The following is a 17696-nucleotide window of genomic DNA, read 5'->3' as shown; positions in this document are numbered from 1 at the left end:
AGGGTCCAACACAGGCTGACCTAAGGAATGGCGGTAGTTCCTAAGGTCAATTTGAGAGCCAAACCGGAGCCGGCTGTCGAGGTGAGAGCCGACTCCGCGTTTACGTTTGGCGTGCTGTTTGGTCAACTCGACAGGCAAGTGGCCGAATCGACTTCGTTAGCATAAAACCGGCCAACCAGACTAAACGCCTGGGAGCAGGTTCGGGGTTGGAGCAGCAGCTTCGCCTGGCGAAACTGGACCAACGTGGGTGATGCAAGCGAGGTCCGAACCCAGGGTGTCTTCGCCTTCATCGCAGTAGTCGCTCAGGTCGGTGAAGTCCGAGCCAGCAACCGATGCCGAGTGACCGACAACGTTAGCGTAGAAGTACGACTGGTTCAGGTTCTGGACGGCGCCGGCGACGTCAGCCAATTCGCTGGTGACGGCGTTACGGACCGAGTCCAGGGCAACGATCAGGCCGAGGACGGCGATCGTCGAGATCAGGATCAATTCAGCGGAAACGATGAAACCAGCTTCATCATTCCACAAACGCTTAATGAGGCTCATTAGCTCATTCTCCTAGGGTAAAACACACGAAAAAATGTTCTTCTCGCCTGCTGACGTGTCCCCGAATCGACCGCCTCGATTCGTTTGCTGCCGGTTTGGCGAGAAGGTTCACTCCAAACAAAAAGTGATTTGGTTAAGGGATGGTCCCTGCAGGATTGTCGACAACACCTTCCCGTTGATCTGGGGTCGGTGGATTCACAAACGTAATCCCGGCGGGGGCTTCGTTCGGCCCGCCATCCACCAGGGTGGCGTTGTCGTCAATGAACTCTGCTTCCCATATGGTGGGCGAGTCGCCGCCTGGGCCATCCGGATCAATCTCGATGCGGTACGAGAATGATTGGCTTAAGCTGTCGAGAGCCACGGCAAAGTCACCGTACTCTTGGACAATTTGATCGCGAATCGCAACGGCACCCACAATGATGCCGATGCAGAGCAGAACGAACATCAGCACGATCGAAATCACCGACGCGTTGCCGCGGCGTTGTCGGCGCGAGATGCGTTTCGCTAAACGTAAATTTGTTTTCAAACTTCTCATGGCGTTGTAAGTGCTTCGCCTTCTTCTTCTGCCGCAGGACCAATGCTGACGATTGTGGCAGGAGGTTGCAGGAGCAGGTCTGGACCGTCACCAATGTCGGTGCGGTCGTTGTACCGGAAGTTGTGAAACTGTCCGCTAACCGATACCACCACGTCGCCATCGCTGTTGGTAAAGTCACGGCGAACCGTTGCCAGGCTCGAGGCATTCGGTGAAGTGATCACGGGACCCAGTAAAGGATCATCGTTGTCACTGTCCCCAACGAACACCGCGTACGACTGGTTGAACTCGCCTACGGCACTCGCCGTGTCGCCAAGTTCCTGAACGATCGAATCACGCAGCGCGGCCAGGCCAACGATCAGGCCGAGCACCGCCAGGGTGGCGATCAGGATCAGTTCTGTGGAGTTGACGAAACCACGTTCGTCATTCCAAAGTTTCTTCATCACGTTCAACATGAGGTTTTACCTATATCTCAATATCAAGTTCCGGCGGTTATCCTTCCGCGCCGGTGGATGGACTTGCGAGGGGAGTTAGCTCGTGCGGGAACTTGCCACGCCACAAGCACAGGGCCCGGCAGACGTGGGTGAGAAACGTGAAGTTCTCGTCCACCGACTTAGGCTCCATTTGATCGACTTCCACAACCAGCCACTGAGCTGCTCGAACGATCACTTCGCGAGGTGGCAAGACCTCGGCCGGAGCAATCGCCCACCATTCCAGGGCATGGCCAGTGGCCAGAGTGCGACGCATTGTCACGTCGCCGAATTCTGCTTCCCGAGCAGGAATCGATGCATCGGGCCAGTTTTGATCCCAATAGCCTTCTGCCGATTGGCTGCGGATTAAACGGGTCGTGGCTTCATTCAGATGGGCGACAATCAGGCCGCGGGTTTCTTTGTTTTGGAACAGTCCGACCTGGTCGTCGAATTGCAACAGCATCGCCAGCGAATACAGTCGATGGTTGCCGTAGCAAACGCCTTCGTTCCAGTGTTGTCGCATTAAGCGACGAGCCAGAATGTCGAAGGTGACCTGTTCGCCATCTTGCGAAATCCAAGAGGTCGGGCCGGTGGAATATGACGCCGCGGCAACCGTGGTCCACTCGTACTCTTGCTGGTTGATCCGGAAGTCGAGCATCGCTGCTTCCAGCAAATCGCGAACGGTGTAGTTCTGCGAGTCTTTGCCCAGAACGATCGGGGCATCAAGCGTGATGCCGATTTCGGCCAGCGTGCCGAGCGTGTGGTCGACGTGACTGGAAGTCGCATTGCCATCGCGGGTACGGAAGCCGGGACCGAATTCGCCTTCCAGCAGCAGCGGAGCCGTTTCGCCCCCCCAGGTCTCTTGGAACGCGTTCTGGTCGGTCAACATCGCCAACATTTCAGCGCCGCTGAGGCAGTTGGGATCCTCGAACGTGGCACTCACGCCCCAGCAGCGAAGTGCGTGATCGACATAGTTGATCTTGGGGCGCGGCTGACGCAATTGCGGACGAAGCTTGGTGATCGTCGCGGTCAACTGCTCGTCGGTGATGACCTGCGGCCAGTCGTACTTCAGCACGACATTGCGTGGCTCATTCTGGAATGCTGGCAGTTTGACCGGTTCGGTCGGCAGCGAATAAACGGCCGTCACACCAATGCCGGTGATCAGCAGCAACTGCGAGAGTGCGAACAGCCAAACAGCGTTCGCCATGCCATGCTTAGGTTGGACGTTCGACATTAGGAACCGTTCCTCCTTAGTACCAGGGAACGGTCATCTTCAAAGCCGACGTGCCAGTTCTCGTTCGGTTCGCGAATGGTTTCGAGCATCGCGGATTGCGTGGTTTTGTCGACGACCAGGGCATCGATGTTGTATCGCTGCGATGCTTCCTGCCAGATCGATTCGCCACGCGTGATGCGGTTGTAGTCGTACTTTGCCTGCTGCGGCAGGTTCTTCATCGAACTGGTCGCGAAGACATCGGCCTGGCCACCATACTCGCTGCGAAGAAGGTCACCCCAAATCGCTGGTGCGAAGACGCGTCCTTCGACCGGGTTCTTTCGGAGATAAGCGGTCGCCGCGAGTGGCACTTCTTGCTTGAACAGATTGCCGATGGCCCGTGGTTCTCGACCCAACAGCGAACCGCTGAGGGGAGACAAGGCGAAAACGATCCAGATCAGCAGGACCGCGCCCAGGCTATAGGCGAATCGCAAAACGGGTGGCTTGCCATCCGGTTCTTCCATCGAAGGAGCGGCGACTGGGTCGGCCCCGATCGACAATGCTTGTTGCAGGCGAGGAATCAAAACCAACGCGGCTAGTGGGCCGAGCCAAACAATCATGTCGGCCGCCAGCAGTGCGAGAAGACCGAAGACGGCGACCGCACCTGATTCGACCAGTACACGGTTGTCCGATCGTTTCGCGATCAGAATTCCGATCGCGGCGAACAACACGACCCAGCAAGCACCAATCGGTGTGATGAAGTCGAGCAGGGTGCCCATGATCGAGAAGTTCTGCCACAGGTCGGTCCAAAGGCCCGTTCCCAGTGGTGTGAACAGCGTCGCCACGATGGCGATTTCGGCTGTAATAAGGCTGATTTGAAAGCGACGATCGGCCAGTAGGGGCTTCGACTGAAAGTGATGTTCGACCAGCAATTGCACTGCATTGCCAATCGCGACACACACCAGGAAGCCGACACCTACGAATACCGAAGCGTCGAAGTTCGCCCACAAGACGATCAAGGCGACCTGCACAATTGCGGTCATGATCGACGGTGCCCAGCGATCCTTCAGGGTGAGCAGGATTAAGGTGATCCAGAGTGGCAGCACCAGCAATGTCGCACTTCCGAGTCCGAGCGATCCCCAGGCGAAAACCGCGAACCAAAGGATCCCGGCGCCGGTGAACAGCGAGTTGCGGGTTCGCAGCCAAAGGGATACAGCGATCGTGATCAAGGAGATCGAAGCCAGAATCGTCGTGGCCCAGGTAATGGCCTCGAACGATTGACGAGCAATAAGTGCCCAGGAGATCGAGCTAAGCCAGGCCGTCTCGTGAACCGGCAATCCTTGCGATAGCGACTGGGTCACGTCAGCCGTCGGTAGCGAGCCGGTTGCCAGGATCGCTTCGCCACGCGTCGCCAGCGACCAGGTCGTGTGCGAGGTGAGAGGCGTGAAGCTGATCAATAAGAACAACGCGCAAACCACCCCGACGACGGACATTTGTCGCCAAGAGAGCACGAACCGACCACTGAGCAGGGATTCCAGCTCGTATTGGTCCGTATCGATGGTTGTTTCGCGTAATGTGGACAAGGCGCCGACAGACAACAAGGTGAGTTGCTGATGGCATCCGTGCTAGGAAAGGATTCGCGAATCCGTGCGAATCTGGCTTGGGTTGAACGCTTAACTGTCCCGGAAGGCAGTGGTTCGGTGTGAGATCTGGCGACCGGAAATATCGAAGCCCATATTGCTGAGCTCGTTCGGAATCGGTGCATCATCCACCGAGACATATACCGTCACGATCACCTGATCTGGGTTGGCAAAAGGAACCGCTGCGGGTGCCGTTGCCAGGGAGGTATCTCCAACGGTGGTCACAAGATTGTCTTCCTCTACGACGACCAGGACGCCAGTGTTTGCACCGAGCACCAGGCCATGGACAGAGAGACTCTCGTTCACCACGTCGGTGGCGATGAAGTCGGTCGTCTGAGTTCCGGTCTTCTTGGCAACTTCGCGAGCTGCTTCCTCAGCCGCATGTTGAACCGCCTGACGGATGGTTACCGTCGGACCAAGCACGAAGAAAGAGAGTGTGGCAATCAGCAACACAGGGAACAGCAGCAACACTTCGAGCACTTGAATGCCCGATCTGCGCTGTTTGAGCCCGGATTGTGGATAGGACTGCACCAGTACGCTCCCCCGAAACGACTGAAAACCGTTCATCTGTAGATCTTGCTGAAGCAAGACTTACGGAGACAAGTTGGTGATGGCTTCCGCAAGTTCGAGAAGCTCGTTCAACAACGAGCCACGAACGGTAGCCAATCCGGCGATAACGCCGATCCCCACAATCGTGAGCAGGAGCAGGTATTCGACGAATACACTTCCCCGACAATCGCCCGCCAGTTGCCGAATTTGTTGTTTGATCCAACTCATGGTTGATCCTACTGCCATGAAGGGTTGCTGCCCGTCTTAGGTTACGTTTGCCGATGGGGCTTGAGAAAAATCCCCATAAAGTCCCAAGACGATCCCAAATGCGTTAGATTAATCTGATTAACCGACGCGAATGGAACAGGTCTCAGTTTAAAAGCGGAAAACCTTGTTTCAACTGGCTAACCCTGGTATTTTGAAAAAAATGAATCAGCCTGAGCGATTTCGCTAAATAGGGCATCTAGGAAAGAGGTTCCGGCGTCACTCTTCATGCCGGAATTCGTTTTGAAAACGCGCGATTGGCAATTATAGGTATTCAATCACGTGTTCTTAGGGGGAAATGGATTCTTCAATGGTGCAGACGCGCAAAATGAAGCGACGAGCCGCCAGTCTCTTGGAAATTATCCTGGGACTGCCTGTGCTGTTGATCTTGTTATTCGCCGTGATTCAGTTCGGGCTGCTGCAAGCAAATCAGCAAACGCTGAAGATGGCCAGCCGCGCCGGCGCACTCGCCGCGACGGAATTAGTCATCAACCCTAGTGATACGATTCCACCCCCGGAAGTGCTCGCCGCGATCAACGAAGTTTTGCAAGAAAGTGGTTTGATCGACAGTGGCGAAACGATCCAGGGAGTCGGTGCGGTGCACCTGAGATACCTGGTTTATGACAATGGCGCGGGGATGGATGTCCCCGGCATTGCTTCTGTCGGAACGGGTTGTGATCCACCATCGCCGCCGACCCTGACTGCTCAGTATGTTCAAGTCACTGTTTGCCTGCCGGCAACGCGTTTAACCCCGAATACTATGGCTCCTTTCGGCGTTGACTTCTCTTCTCGATACGTCTCGGAAACCAGTCTGTTTCGTCACGAATTAGTGCCTTAAAGCGAACGAATAGCGGAAGAAGTCATACAGATGTATTGGATAGGTAGATCGATCGTCCTGGTTGCGGTGCTCGTCATCGTCGGGGCATTCTTCTGGTCGAATCTCGCACGTTCCGACTCTGGTGCTTCCGCGAAAGCGACGGGCGCGGCCGAGGGCGGTTTGCAGATCGATCCGACCGGTTTAGGCAGTTCGGACGACGATTTAGCAGGCGACGACGACGTGCATGTCTCCAACATGCAGAACAGTCTCACACGGTCGCTCGATGGCATGCTCGCTTCGCATGGCGAGGTCTTCAAGGACGCCGAAGGGGGGCTGCGAGATCAACTGGTCGATGCCGACCGCCGCCTCTCGGGAATCAAGTCCGACATCCGCAATGCACTCCGAAATGCGAACCGACAGATGCGTGTCCCAGGCCAAAATTCGCCGCTGATCATGATGGTGGTTTTGGAAGGCGTAACCAAGGAAGACGTTGGATTTTATGCGCAAACTGGTAAGACCCCTCTCCTGGAGGCACTCGCCGAACAGGGAACCGTCTTCCAGTCATGCTATGCCGGACCCACTGCTGAAATCGCGCAACACATGCTTCTTTCCGGCAGCACTTTTGGCGCAGGCCGCAGCCGCAGTAACCAGATTGCTGAAATGATGTGGAATTCGGGCTATCGAGCTTTGTTGATGGATGGCAGTGATTGGCTAAGTGTCCAGGATCTCCCTTACTATGACGAGCAGGTCCAACTGGCCTTGAATCGGGAAAGTGGCCTACCCGAGAAACTCCGCTTTAATGGTGCTGAAGCGAAGATTGTCACCAATCTGAACGATGACCCTAATGACGATGTTTCTGCCGCAAAGCTTCTGCTCGGACAGGCCCGCGAACTGTTGGCCAACACGCCTTCCAAGCGGCCAACCTTCATCGAGTTCCACTTCACGGTGACCGCGAAGGAAGAAAAGCAGCGTGCCGCCGAGGTTGCCGAGATCGATCGTCTGGTTGGGCGACTCTTCCATGCCTTGGACGAAGCCCGCAATGGCCGCCAGATGATGATGGTGGTCGTGGGGCTTCCTTCGGCCGACGCATCGCCAGTTGAAGATCAGTTGGCCCTCACCGAAGACAACCTGCAAGTTCCGCTGATGATCTACCGCTCGCATCATAAGGGCGTCGCCAGCATCGATGCCCCGGTTGGGCTGATCGATATCTTGCCGACGCTGGGTGATGCGGTCGACAGCAGTCGCGTTCCTCGAAACGACGGACACTCGCTTTTGAAATGGATGGATGGCGAGCCGATTCAAACGCACCGGGTCTTTCGCTGGTCGAACCCGAGCGACCCGAAGCATGTCGCCATTCGGCAGGGACCATGGAAGGTGGTGATGGGGCCGACCACGCAGTTGTTCTATCTGCCGGACGATCCGCAGGAACAGACCGATGTGTCTGCCAAGCATCCTGATATTTTGAAAACACTGGCTGAGCACGGACCAGTCGAGTCGCGATAAATTCCTTGAGCCAACCACCTCCCATGATGAACTTCGAGCGACGACTCAGTTTTCTTTCGCAACGCGCCCGCCGTGGCGTGTCGATGTTGTGGCTGCTGATCGCCTTTCCCGCATTGCTGTTGTTCCTGGTGTTCGCTGTCGAAATCGGCAACATCTGGCTGGCTCGCTTGGAACTGGAACAAAGCCTCGAAGCGAATGCGCTGGCCGCTGTGAAACGCTGGGCTGAAAGCGGCGGCGGAGATACGTTGGATGCCCGCCAGTTCGGTAATCAGTTTTCGATCAATAATCCCGTGCGCGGGGTGCCGGTGAGCCTGACCGACATGACCCTGAACAGTGCGTTCACCAACGGTGCAAATCAGCTCAATTACAACGCCGCCAACATCAACGACAATTTCTATTGCACGGACATCAGCGACTACGACGACTACGATCAACCAGGCGTGATGGTCTTTGGTGCGATCACGAACTTGGACGGTGCGCCGAATACCGTGACCTTCAACGCCGGGGTCGAGCCAAGTTGTTCCAACGGAAGCCTGTTGGTCGACGCTTCTGGAAACGGAAACTTGAGTTCGGTCGGTAACGAGTGGGGGATCTCTTACCGGGCAACTGGGCCTCAGTCTCCTTCGGACCCGATCATCACTGAGATTGAAATCGATGTTGATCCAGCGATCACTTACGGGACAGGAACGGCAACGGGATTTCTTTACCCGGCCACTTTGCCAGTCACCTCGAATGTGGGAAGTGGCCAGTACGCGATCTCGCACGGAAATGGCGGCAACCTTCTCGAGCAGCCTGACAACTTTTTCTACGCCACGGTTACGACCGGTGGTGTCGTGACCTCGCGTACGGTAACGGTTGTTTACATTTACGACAGCAATGGCACTGGTGGAAGTCCGCCGCGTCATATCTTACGGATGAACTTTATCGGTAGCGACGGCGTCAACGGGCTTCGCCCTGGCGAACGTTTCCGATTCGCAGGCAATGTTTTCAGCGGTGGCTCGCCGATCGATGGCGATGCCCTGGGTGGTAAGGCGGAAGTTCGTGTGATTTACGACTTCAATCCAGCGACGGAAGAACGTGGTACCTTTTTCGATACTTCGACCAACGGTGCCGATGGTCTCTGTCGCAAGCGTGCCGCCGATCGAAACTCTCCAACCCCGGTGACCGATGGGTTGGGATTGGTACATGTCGTGCCCAACGAATTGCCGGTCATCGACCTGCCATGTCCCCCTTCGTCCGGTACCTCGAATGACGGTCAGTCCTGGGTCGAAGTGGGTAGCAGCGGTGTCACCAATTACTTCGCCGTCCGGACTCAGGCCACGATTGGTGTCGAGAGTGTTGTGAAGTCGCTCGGCGGGTTCAATCTCGGTCCGTGGGGCGTTAGTGCCAAGGCGACGGCATACTTTAATTGCGACGAAGACGACGCCCGATTGATTCGTATCGATATCTTCCGCTGTGCGCCGTAATGATTCCTACCGAGACCGACTGGTCGAAAGCATTCTATCGATGAAAATTTCTGCGGCGAACTTGCTTTTACTTCTCCTCGGTCTGCTTCCTTGCCTGACCGGGTGCCAGCAGCAAGAGACCTCCGCCGCCGATCGAACTGCTGCTGCTCCTGCTGCGGAAACGGCACCCGTCGAGAAGCCTCGCCCGGCGGTTCAGTTCGACGTCGCCAATGCCGCGGTCGAGTCCCGCATTGCGGACGATCTCAATTACCTGGCGTCGGACGAACGTGAAGGTCGCGGCCCCTATTCCGACGGCCTCGAAGAGGCTTCGCAGTACATTGCCGAACAGTTTGAACTGGCCGGACTGAATACTCGTTTGATCGAAGGTAAGCCGTTTCAGGTCTTCTCGAAACGGGATCGAGTCAAGCTCGGGGAACAAAACCAATTGCAGCTTGTCGCGGCGGATGGAACAACGATCGAAGTTCCACAGAGCGACTATCAGCCTCTTTCGCCGACGACGACCGGCGCGTTCGACTTGCCGCTGACATTCGCCGGCTACGGGATCACCTCGCCGCGCGATGCCTACGACGATTTCGCCGAGTTTGATGCCAAAGGGAAGGCGGTCATCGTCTTACGGCACGAGCCAGACCAAACCGGCAAGACGCAAAAGTTCGCTGGCAGCGGCAACTCGAAATTCGCTTATCTGTCGACCAAGATCGTCAACGCGATCGAGCACGATGCCGCGGCAATCTTGATCGTGACCGACGAGGCCGCGCTTAGCAAACCCGGAAGTGGTGATGATAAGCTGCTATCGTTTCAAATTCGGATGCCACTCGATTTCGATTCGAAGATCCCGGTGGTGCACGTCAAGCGTTCGATGATTGACGCCATGTTAAAGCAAGCCGGTAAGCCTTCGCTGGCGGAATGGGAGCGGAAGGTCGATCAAGATCTGAAGCCCAACTCGTTCGATCTGGCCGGCGCTCACGTTCGGGGAGAGATCGATGTCGAAACTTCCAAGCGTACGCAAAAGAACGTACTGGGCGTGTTGCCTGGCCGAGGGAAGTTGGCCTCGGAAGTGGTCGTTGTCGGTGCCCACTACGACCACCTCGGCCGTGGTGGCTCAGGCTCGCTCGCTCCGTGGACGAAGGACATTCATAACGGCGCCGACGACAATGCCTCCGGTACGGTCGCGCTGCTGGAAACGATGCGGCAATGCGTCGCCTTCAATGGCCCTGACCAGCGGACGATGCTCTTCATCGCGTTCGCCGCGGAAGAACAAGGTTTGATTGGCAGCGAATATTACGTGCGGCACCCGCTATTCGATATCGAGAACACGAAGGCAATGCTCAACTACGACATGGTGGGCCGATTGCGAAAAGAGAAGCTGACTCTCTACGGGTTCGATACAGCCAAGGAATTTGAAGGCTGGGTTGATGCGGCCGCTGAGAAACAAGGAATCACATTAGCAAAAGTCCCTGGCGGATATGGTCCGAGTGATCATGCGTCTTTCTATGGGCGTGGCATCCCCGTGATGCATGACTTCACTGGGTTCCATTCGCAGTACCATCGTCCCAGCGACGATATCGAGCACATCAATGTGCCCGGCATTCGCAAGATCGTGGCGATGAATATCGACATCCTCAAGCATTTGGTTGTCGACGAGATCCATCCTGTGGTGGGCTCGGAAGGCTCGATGCTCGATATCTATCTGGGCGGTCTGGGGCTCGGTAAGCCTGGCGGCGAAAAGAAGGATCCGGACCAAACGCGTCGCGCACTGGGGGTGAACGTCGGTGATCCGACCGCGAATGGATTGCCAATTGTTCAAGTCACCAAAGGAGGCGTCGCGGAAGTGGCCGGCCTGCGAGGTGGCGATCTGCTGCTGACTTGGGGCGGTCAGAAAGTGCAATCGATCGAACGTCTGCGCGATATCGTTCGGGCCGCATCGCAGGGCGAAAAGATCTCCGTGCGAGTCATGCGTGGGATGCTGGAACTGGAGCTCGAAGTCGAGTTCCCCAAGTAACGCCGGCTGGCTTGAGTCGCGCGCGGGAACCGATTAGGCTGATGGGGCACGTCTAGCCTCCTTCCCCATCCCATCCTTCCTGCACAAGTGACCATTGTCATGCTGCGAACGTTCGCCCCGTTGTCGCTGTTGTTCTTTCTGTTTGTCTCGGTTTCGTTCGCTCAAGACGAACAATATCAGCCTGGTCCTGATGCTGAACGCAAAGAAGGCGTTCCTCAGGGAACCGTCACGAAGCACGTTTGGGACAAGAGCGAGATCTACCCAGGGACCGTGCGTGATTATTGGGTCTACGTACCGAAGCAATATCAGAAGGGGCAGCCTGCCTGCTTGATGGTGTTTCAAGACGGGGCCGGGTTTGTTGCCGACAAGGGGCATACCCGCGTGCCAATTGTGTTCGATAACCTGATCCACGCTGGCGAGATGCCGGTGACGATTGGCGTGTTCATTCAGCCCGGCGTGATTCCACCCGCGAAAGAAGGACAGAACCCACGCAAGAATCGCAGCTTCGAGTACGACACACTCAGCGATCAGTACGTCCGCTTTCTGACCGAAGAAATTCTGGCCGAGGTGGGCAAGTCGTACGACATCAGCAGCGATCCGAAGCATCGGGCCATTTGCGGCAATAGTTCCGGCGGTATCTGTGCGTTCACGGCAGCCTGGGAACGCCCCGATCAGTTTGGCAAAGTGGTCAGTCACATTGGTAGCTTCACCAATATTCGTGGCGGCCATGTTTATCCCGCGATTATTCGTAAGACCGAAAAGAAGCCGATCAAGGTCTTCCTGCAGGATGGCGAAAATGATCTCGACAATCTGCACGGCAACTGGCCTCTGGCCAATCAGCAGATGGCTGCCGCTTTGAAGTTCACCGGCTACGACTATAAGTTCGAGTATGGCGTTGGCAAGCATAGTGGTCGTCACGGCGGAGCGATCTTCCCCGACACGATGCGTTGGTTGTGGAGCGATGTCGTCAGCCAGAACTAAGGTTCGATGACTTTCAGCTTTTCCAATTACCAGTCTTTTGTCGAGGAACGCCATCATGCGGATTTGGATTGCTACGTGTTTGCTTCTGGCATGTTGCCAGCCGGCGTGGTCGCAAGACATGCCATTGTCCGACGTGTTGATCGATGGCCAGGACTGGGAACTGGTCGCCGATGGTTACAAGTTTGCCGATGGTCCGGCGGTGGACCCTGAGGGTAACGTCTACTTCTCGGACGTCGCCCAGCAATTGGTGCTGAAAATCGATCATGCCAGCGGGAACGTTTCGACGTTCTCGGAGGGGCAGGGAGGCACCAGCGGGCTGATGTTTGGCCCCGATGGCAAACTGTACGGAAGCCAGTACGGGAATCGCCGCATCGTGATGTTCGATTCGGCCGGTAAGGTGGAAGTGATTGCCGACGATCTGGGAGCCAACGATTTAGTGGTCGCCAGCAACGGCAACATCTACTGCACTGATTCTCCGCAGCATAAAGTTTGGCTCGTTCGACCTGATGGGCAGAAGCAAGTCGTTGCCGACGGGATCACCATACCCAACGGGATCATCCTGTGGCCGGGTGAGGGAACGCTCGTCGTCGCCGATTCGGCCGGGGAGAATTTGTTCGCCTATCGCGTCGAGAACGACGGCACGCTCAGCTATGGTGCCCCAGTCTATACTTGCCGCGTGAAAGAGAAGGATACGCCGAGCAAGGCAGATGGCATGACGGTCGATTCGGCCGGTCGTTTGTATGTGGCGACGAACCTCGGACTGCAAATGTTCGACTCGACGGCTCGGATCAGTGGCGTGATTCACAAGCCTTCCCCGGCATTCATGACGAATGTGGTTCTGGCCGGTCCTAAGCTCGATACGTTTTACGCGACCTGTGGCGGCAGAATTTATCGTCGTCCGACCCAAGCGACCGGCGTGCGATATGGTAAATTGAAAGCGGACTAGCTTTCTTGAACCAGCACCCGTCGACTTTGCATGAACCTGACATCCACGCCTTCGCCAACTGACGCCGCCGATTCGTCGTCAACGCCTTCGATTCGGTGGCTGGAGTGGGCACTCGTGGTGCTGCTGTTCTTTCTGTTCGTGGGCCCGCTCACGCCTGAGGTTAACGAGCCTCACTATCTGTCGAAGGCTCGTCAGTACTGGAACCCGGCGTGGTGTCCCGACGATCACTTCTTAAACTCAGCCGACGCGCATGGCGTTTTCTATTGGAGTTTCGGCTGGGTCACGACGATGGTCTCGTTTCCGGTGGCGGCATGGATTGGTCGCTTCCTGTGTTGGGGAGCAATTGCGTTGGCATGGCAGCGGATGATCAACAAGATCGACGGCCGTCCCTGGTTCGGATTGCTCACGATTGCCTCTGGCCTGATGGGGATTCATTACCTGCACATGGCTGGCGAATGGCTTGTTGGCGGCGTCGAGGCGAAGTGTATTGCCTATGCGTTTGCCTTCTGGGGAATTGGCGACGCCCTTTCCGATCGCTGGAATCGAGCTTGGATCTGGCTCGGCGTCGCGAGTGCCTTCCATGTATTGGTCGGCGGCTGGATGGTCGTTTGCCTGATGATCTGCTGGCTGGTTACCCCGCGACTGCGTCCGACGCTGGTTTCGATTTTGCCTGGGGTGATCGTTGGCGGAGCCATCTCGGCGATCGGTGTTGTCCCGCTTTTGCTGCTGAACCTGGATGCCTCGCCGGCCGAAAAGGATTGGGCCAGCTATTACTACGTTTACGAACGGCTCTCGCATCATCTTGTGGTACATACGTTCCAGGCAGAGTTCAAAGCACGCTTCACTTTTGCCATTCTGGCCTGGGGAGTGACGGCCTGGCTGGTGAGATCGCACGACAAGGCACGAATCCTTAATGGTGTCGTGCTGGGAAGCGTTGTCCTGGTGGTCATCGGTGTGGTGATCGATCAGATGTACTTCATCGTGCTGCAAGATTGGTTAACAGGTGCCAAGTTACTGCGGCTCTATTGGTATCGCATCGCCGATGTGATGGTGCCGTTGGCCCTGGCGGTGAACATGGTGCTGTGGTGCCACCTCAACCGCGAGCGTTTCCCGGTGATCAGTCGAGGCGTACTGGTCGGCATGGGATTGTTGGTGGTGGTTGGGTTGGCGGTTCGGATGACCGATCGATGGACCGCGACGGCAAGTCCTGCCGATCGAAGTTCGTTGGTCAGCGATCCGGCGGCCTGGGAAACGACCTGTTATTGGGTCCGCGAAAATACGCCGCCCGATGCAATTTGTTTAACACCACGATTACAGTCGTCCTTCAAGTGGTATGCCCAACGGGCAGAAGTCGTCACGACGAAGGATGTCCCGCAGGACGATTTGAATTTACTCGAGTGGCGATCCCGTCGCGGAGATGTCCACTGGCGAAGCTTTCACAACGAAGAAACCTTGAGCCTGGCCGGCCTGACCGAAGCCGACATTCGCGAGCTCGCCGACAAGTATCAGGTCCGCTATGTGATTGTCGATCAGGCCCTGGCCCGCAAAGATGGAAAAGTCCTCGATTGGACGTTCCCCAAGATCTATCCTGCCGGCGACGACCAGACGGCAAGTTACGAAGTCTATGAAGTCACTCCTTAAAGACCGACGATCGATTGCCTGGGCGAAGAAGCTTCGTCAGGCATTATCGATGCCCAGTGGCAGCTTTCCCCACTTGAAGCACTCGTCACCAAATCTGTCGTATGGTCGTCACAAAGGACCTGCCTTACCACGTGCCCGTCGTGCTGCGAACTTGATTCTGCTTTTTCCGGATGACGCAGGCCGCTGGACGATACCTCTGATGATTCGGGCCGAGACCGAAGGAATCCATGCCGGCGAGATCGCACTGCCAGGAGGCCGACGCGAGCCAGGCGAAACGGCGCGAGAGACCGCCTTACGAGAGTTTTGGGAAGAAACGGGTCACCGTGTGGCCGAAAAACAGGTTCTCGGCGAGCTGCCGCCAACGTATGTGTGGGCCAGTAACCATCAAGTGCGAACCTTTGTCGCCTTGCAGCACTCTATACCAGTCTGGAGCCCAGACCCCAGAGAGGTCGCTGGCTTACTGTTTCTCCCCCTCAGCCATTTGATGAACCCTGGGAATTTCGGCATGCATCAGGTCACTCGCCGCCGCGTTCAATTCTCTGCCCCTCATTTGAGTGTTTCTGGGCAGCGCGTGTGGGGTGCCACTCTCCGTATGTTGGTCGAATTGGGGGAAGCCCTCGGTTCGGCCGAATAATCGCCAATCAAGCATGCTTCCGCGAAGTTGGGCATGCATCTTGCAACTCGAAACAGTTCCCCGAGATAGCTCGACCGGTGGGACCTCCCTATGTTCGCAGGCGGGTGGTCCTTTATACTAACCGATCGGATCTCTATTTCTGTCGCCAAACAATGGGCTGATTGCCATGACGGTACGTGTCGGCATTCTTGGAGCCACGGGTTACACGGCTCTGGAATTACTGAAAATCCTCGTTCACCATCCCGAAGTCGAAGTCACCTCGCTGACGACCCGGCAGGAAGATCGTCCGCATGTGAGTTCCGTGCATCCTCAGTTTCACAAGGTGCTGGATCTGCATCTCGAGAATCTGGGGCCAAGCGAACTGGCCGAGCGATGCGACTGCGTGTTCGGCTGCTTGCCACACGCCGCTTCTGCCTCGGTGATTCCGGAAATGCTGGAAGCAGGCATGAAGGTGGTCGATCTGAGCGCGGACTACCGCCTCAACGATCCCGCCGTTTACGCCCAGTGGTACGGTGCCGATCATCCCGATGCGGAACGAATGAAGACCACCATCTATGGACTGCCGGAACTGTTTCGTGAAGGGATCGCCGAAGCCCAACTGGTTGCCAACCCTGGTTGCTATCCGACCGGCGTTTCGCTGTCGTTGGCGCCACTGCTGAAGAATGGTTTCATCCGTCCTGATGGGATCATCGCCGACTGCAAGAGTGGTGTCAGCGGGGCAGGGCGGACGCCAAAGCTCGGCACCTTGTATCCTGAATGTAACGAAAGCTTCGCGGCGTACGGCGTCGGAACGCATCGTCACATGCCAGAGATCGAACAAAACCTGAGCGTCTATTCCGGCAAGGCGGTCAGCGTGATCTTCACGCCCCACTTGGTACCGATGGATCGCGGAATCTTGAGTACCTGTTACGCGATCCCAGATAAAGACGCTTCGGAAAAAGAGTTGCTGGCCCTGTTGGAAGAGACCTACGCCAACGAACCATTCGTGCGTGTCCGTTCCGACCTGCCAGCGACCAAGCACGTGGCTGGAACTAACTTCTGCGACATCACCGTGCGTCGTGTGAAGGATCGCGTGCTGACGATTTCGTGTATTGATAACCTGATTAAGGGTGCCTCCGGTGCGGCCGTACAGAACTTCAATTTGATGTACGGTTTCGCGGAAACGACCGCTTTGCTTTGATTGGATGTTGAAGGACGACGAAGGATGACTTCTCCCATTCCCGCTGGTTTTCGACTCGGTGGCTTCCACTGTGGCCTCAAGCGAAATCCGAACAAGGAAGATCTCTCGCTGATCGTATGTGACGAAGATACGGTAGCCGCTGGCGTCTATACGACGAACCTGGTGGTTGCCGCCCCGGTGGTTTGGGATCGCGAGCGTACCCCTTCCAACAAGATCCGCGCCGTCATCACGAACTCGGGCAACGCCAACGCGTGCACCGGGGAACAAGGCGTGAAAGACAACGCCGAGATGGCGGGCATCGTCGCTGAGAAGGTCGGCGTTTCGGCCGATCAGGTGCTGACTATGTCGACCGGCATCATCGGACATCACTTGCCCATGGAAAAGGTTCGTTCCGGTTTGGACGAAGTCTTTCAGCGGCTTGGCACCGACGACGCGCATTTTGATGCCGCGGCTCGCGGTATTATGACGACCGACAAAGGCAAGAAGATCGCTTCGCGCCAATGCGAAGTAAATGGACAGCCGGTCAAACTGGTTGGCATGTGCAAAGGGGCCGGCATGATCGCCCCGAACATGGCAACCATGTTGTCAGTCGTACTGACCGATGCAACTATGTCGCCTGAGCAGGCCAAGCAGTTGCTGGTGGAAGTCGCTAACGACACGTTCAACTGCATTACCGTCGATGGGCATCGCAGTACGAACGATACGCTACTGCTGCTGGCCAGTGGTAAGGCAGGCACCGGTGAACTTTCGGGGGCTGCCCTGGAAAGCTTCAAGGCGGAGCTGACGCAGCTTTGCGAAGACCTGGCCAAGCAGATTCCAGCCGACGGCGAAGGTTCGACGCACCTGATCGAGATCAACATCGAAGGGTGTGCCAACCGCGAAGATGCCTTCCGAATTGCCAAGACCGTGGCCGATAGCGCTCTGGTGAAAACGGCAATCACCGGTGGCGACCCGAACTGGGGCCGTATTGTTTCGGCGGCTGGCTATTCCGGCGTTCGCTTCGATCCGATGGGGATGGAACTGATCGTCAACGGTCATCTGCTGTACCAGAAAGGTACGCCGGTGAAGTTCGACGAGAAGACGGTCAGCCAGTCGATTAAAGACAGCTTCGAAACCGATGTCACACTGCGTTTCACCGAGGGGAACACGAAGTTCCGCTACTGGTCGAGCGACCTGACGGTGGAATACGTGAAGTTCAATTCGGAATATCGCACTTAGGCTCGCTAGCGAAAGCCGGGTGAACCATACTCAGGCAAACCACGGAAGCGGCCTCGATTCGATACGACTCGGGGTCAGTTTCCGTGGTTTGCTGATTTCTTGA

17 protein-coding genes are annotated in these 17696 nt (G+C 56.5%); 10 read left to right on the top strand and 7 right to left on the bottom strand.

Annotated features, from left to right (window positions below):
* Positions 1–180: 180 nt before the first annotated feature.
* From ABD890_RS21140 to ABD890_RS21110, 7 genes are all read right to left on the bottom strand, one after another.
* A complete protein-coding gene (locus ABD890_RS21140) occupies positions 181–543 on the bottom strand; it encodes a Flp family type IVb pilin (RefSeq protein ID WP_345094296.1) in 363 nt (120 codons plus the stop codon).
* A 133-nt stretch (positions 544–676) separates the two neighbouring features.
* Positions 677–1078 (bottom strand): hypothetical protein, encoded by a 402-nt coding sequence (locus ABD890_RS21135; protein ID WP_345094294.1) that lies wholly within the window; start codon positions 1076–1078, stop codon positions 677–679.
* The gene (locus ABD890_RS21130; protein ID WP_345094293.1) at positions 1075–1530 is read right to left on the bottom strand and encodes a Flp family type IVb pilin; all 456 of its coding nucleotides are present in this window, start codon (positions 1528–1530) and stop codon (positions 1075–1077) included. Before ABD890_RS21130 ends, ABD890_RS21135 begins: the two co-directional genes overlap by 4 nt.
* A gap of 37 nt (positions 1531–1567) precedes the next feature.
* On the bottom strand, positions 1568–2779 hold the full coding sequence (locus ABD890_RS21125) for a hypothetical protein (RefSeq protein WP_345094291.1): 1212 nt from the start codon (positions 2777–2779) through the stop codon (positions 1568–1570).
* Positions 2779–4248 (bottom strand): hypothetical protein, encoded by a 1470-nt coding sequence (locus ABD890_RS21120; RefSeq protein ID WP_345094289.1) that lies wholly within the window; start codon positions 4246–4248, stop codon positions 2779–2781. The genes ABD890_RS21125 and ABD890_RS21120 overlap by 1 nt, the downstream gene beginning before the upstream one ends.
* A gap of 180 nt (positions 4249–4428) precedes the next feature.
* Complete coding sequence (locus ABD890_RS21115) at positions 4429–4962, bottom strand: hypothetical protein (protein WP_345094288.1); 534 nt, start codon at positions 4960–4962, stop codon at positions 4429–4431.
* A gap of 24 nt (positions 4963–4986) precedes the next feature.
* Positions 4987–5172, bottom strand: coding sequence for a hypothetical protein (locus ABD890_RS21110; RefSeq protein WP_345094286.1), 186 nt, complete (start codon positions 5170–5172; stop codon positions 4987–4989).
* Between the two features lie 346 nt (positions 5173–5518).
* On the opposite strand from ABD890_RS21110, the gene ABD890_RS21105 reads away from it, so the two are divergent.
* The 10 genes from ABD890_RS21105 (at position 5519) to argJ (ending at position 17593) form a co-directional block, all read left to right on the top strand.
* Positions 5519–6046 (top strand): TadE/TadG family type IV pilus assembly protein, encoded by a 528-nt coding sequence (locus tag ABD890_RS21105; RefSeq protein ID WP_345094284.1) that lies wholly within the window; start codon positions 5519–5521, stop codon positions 6044–6046.
* Positions 6047–6076: 30 nt separating this feature from the next.
* A complete protein-coding gene (locus ABD890_RS21100) occupies positions 6077–7528 on the top strand; it encodes a sulfatase-like hydrolase/transferase (protein WP_345094283.1) in 1452 nt (483 codons plus the stop codon).
* A gap of 5 nt (positions 7529–7533) precedes the next feature.
* The gene (locus ABD890_RS21095) at positions 7534–8994 is read left to right on the top strand and encodes a TadE/TadG family type IV pilus assembly protein (RefSeq protein ID WP_345094281.1); all 1461 of its coding nucleotides are present in this window, start codon (positions 7534–7536) and stop codon (positions 8992–8994) included.
* Positions 8995–9034: 40 nt separating this feature from the next.
* Positions 9035–10993, top strand: coding sequence for a M20/M25/M40 family metallo-hydrolase (locus tag ABD890_RS21090; RefSeq protein ID WP_345094279.1), 1959 nt, complete (start codon positions 9035–9037; stop codon positions 10991–10993).
* Between the two features lie 99 nt (positions 10994–11092).
* Positions 11093–11974, top strand: a complete 882-nt coding sequence (locus ABD890_RS21085) for an alpha/beta hydrolase (protein ID WP_345094278.1) — start codon at positions 11093–11095, stop codon at positions 11972–11974.
* A 55-nt stretch (positions 11975–12029) separates the two neighbouring features.
* Entirely contained in the window at positions 12030–12920 is an 891-nt protein-coding gene (locus tag ABD890_RS21080; protein ID WP_345094276.1) for an SMP-30/gluconolactonase/LRE family protein, read from the top strand.
* A gap of 30 nt (positions 12921–12950) precedes the next feature.
* Positions 12951–14561 carry a DUF6798 domain-containing protein gene (locus ABD890_RS21075; protein WP_345094275.1) on the top strand — a complete coding sequence of 537 codons (1611 nt, stop codon included), beginning with the start codon at positions 12951–12953 and terminating at the stop codon, positions 14559–14561.
* Positions 14545–15195 carry an NUDIX hydrolase gene (locus ABD890_RS21070; RefSeq protein WP_345094273.1) on the top strand — a complete coding sequence of 217 codons (651 nt, stop codon included), beginning with the start codon at positions 14545–14547 and terminating at the stop codon, positions 15193–15195. The genes ABD890_RS21075 and ABD890_RS21070 overlap by 17 nt, the downstream gene beginning before the upstream one ends.
* Positions 15196–15352: 157 nt before the next feature.
* The gene (argC, locus tag ABD890_RS21065) at positions 15353–16375 is read left to right on the top strand and encodes an N-acetyl-gamma-glutamyl-phosphate reductase (protein WP_345095062.1); all 1023 of its coding nucleotides are present in this window, start codon (positions 15353–15355) and stop codon (positions 16373–16375) included.
* 24 nt (positions 16376–16399) lie between these two features.
* Positions 16400–17593 (top strand): bifunctional glutamate N-acetyltransferase/amino-acid acetyltransferase ArgJ, encoded by a 1194-nt coding sequence (argJ, locus tag ABD890_RS21060; protein WP_345094271.1) that lies wholly within the window; start codon positions 16400–16402, stop codon positions 17591–17593.
* Positions 17594–17696: the final 103 nt, after the last annotated feature.

The sequence above is a fragment of the Bremerella cremea genome (assembly GCF_039541315.1).
Lineage (GTDB): Bacteria > Planctomycetota > Planctomycetia > Pirellulales > Pirellulaceae > Bremerella > Bremerella cremea.
This window is presented reverse-complemented; position numbering and strand designations above follow the sequence as displayed.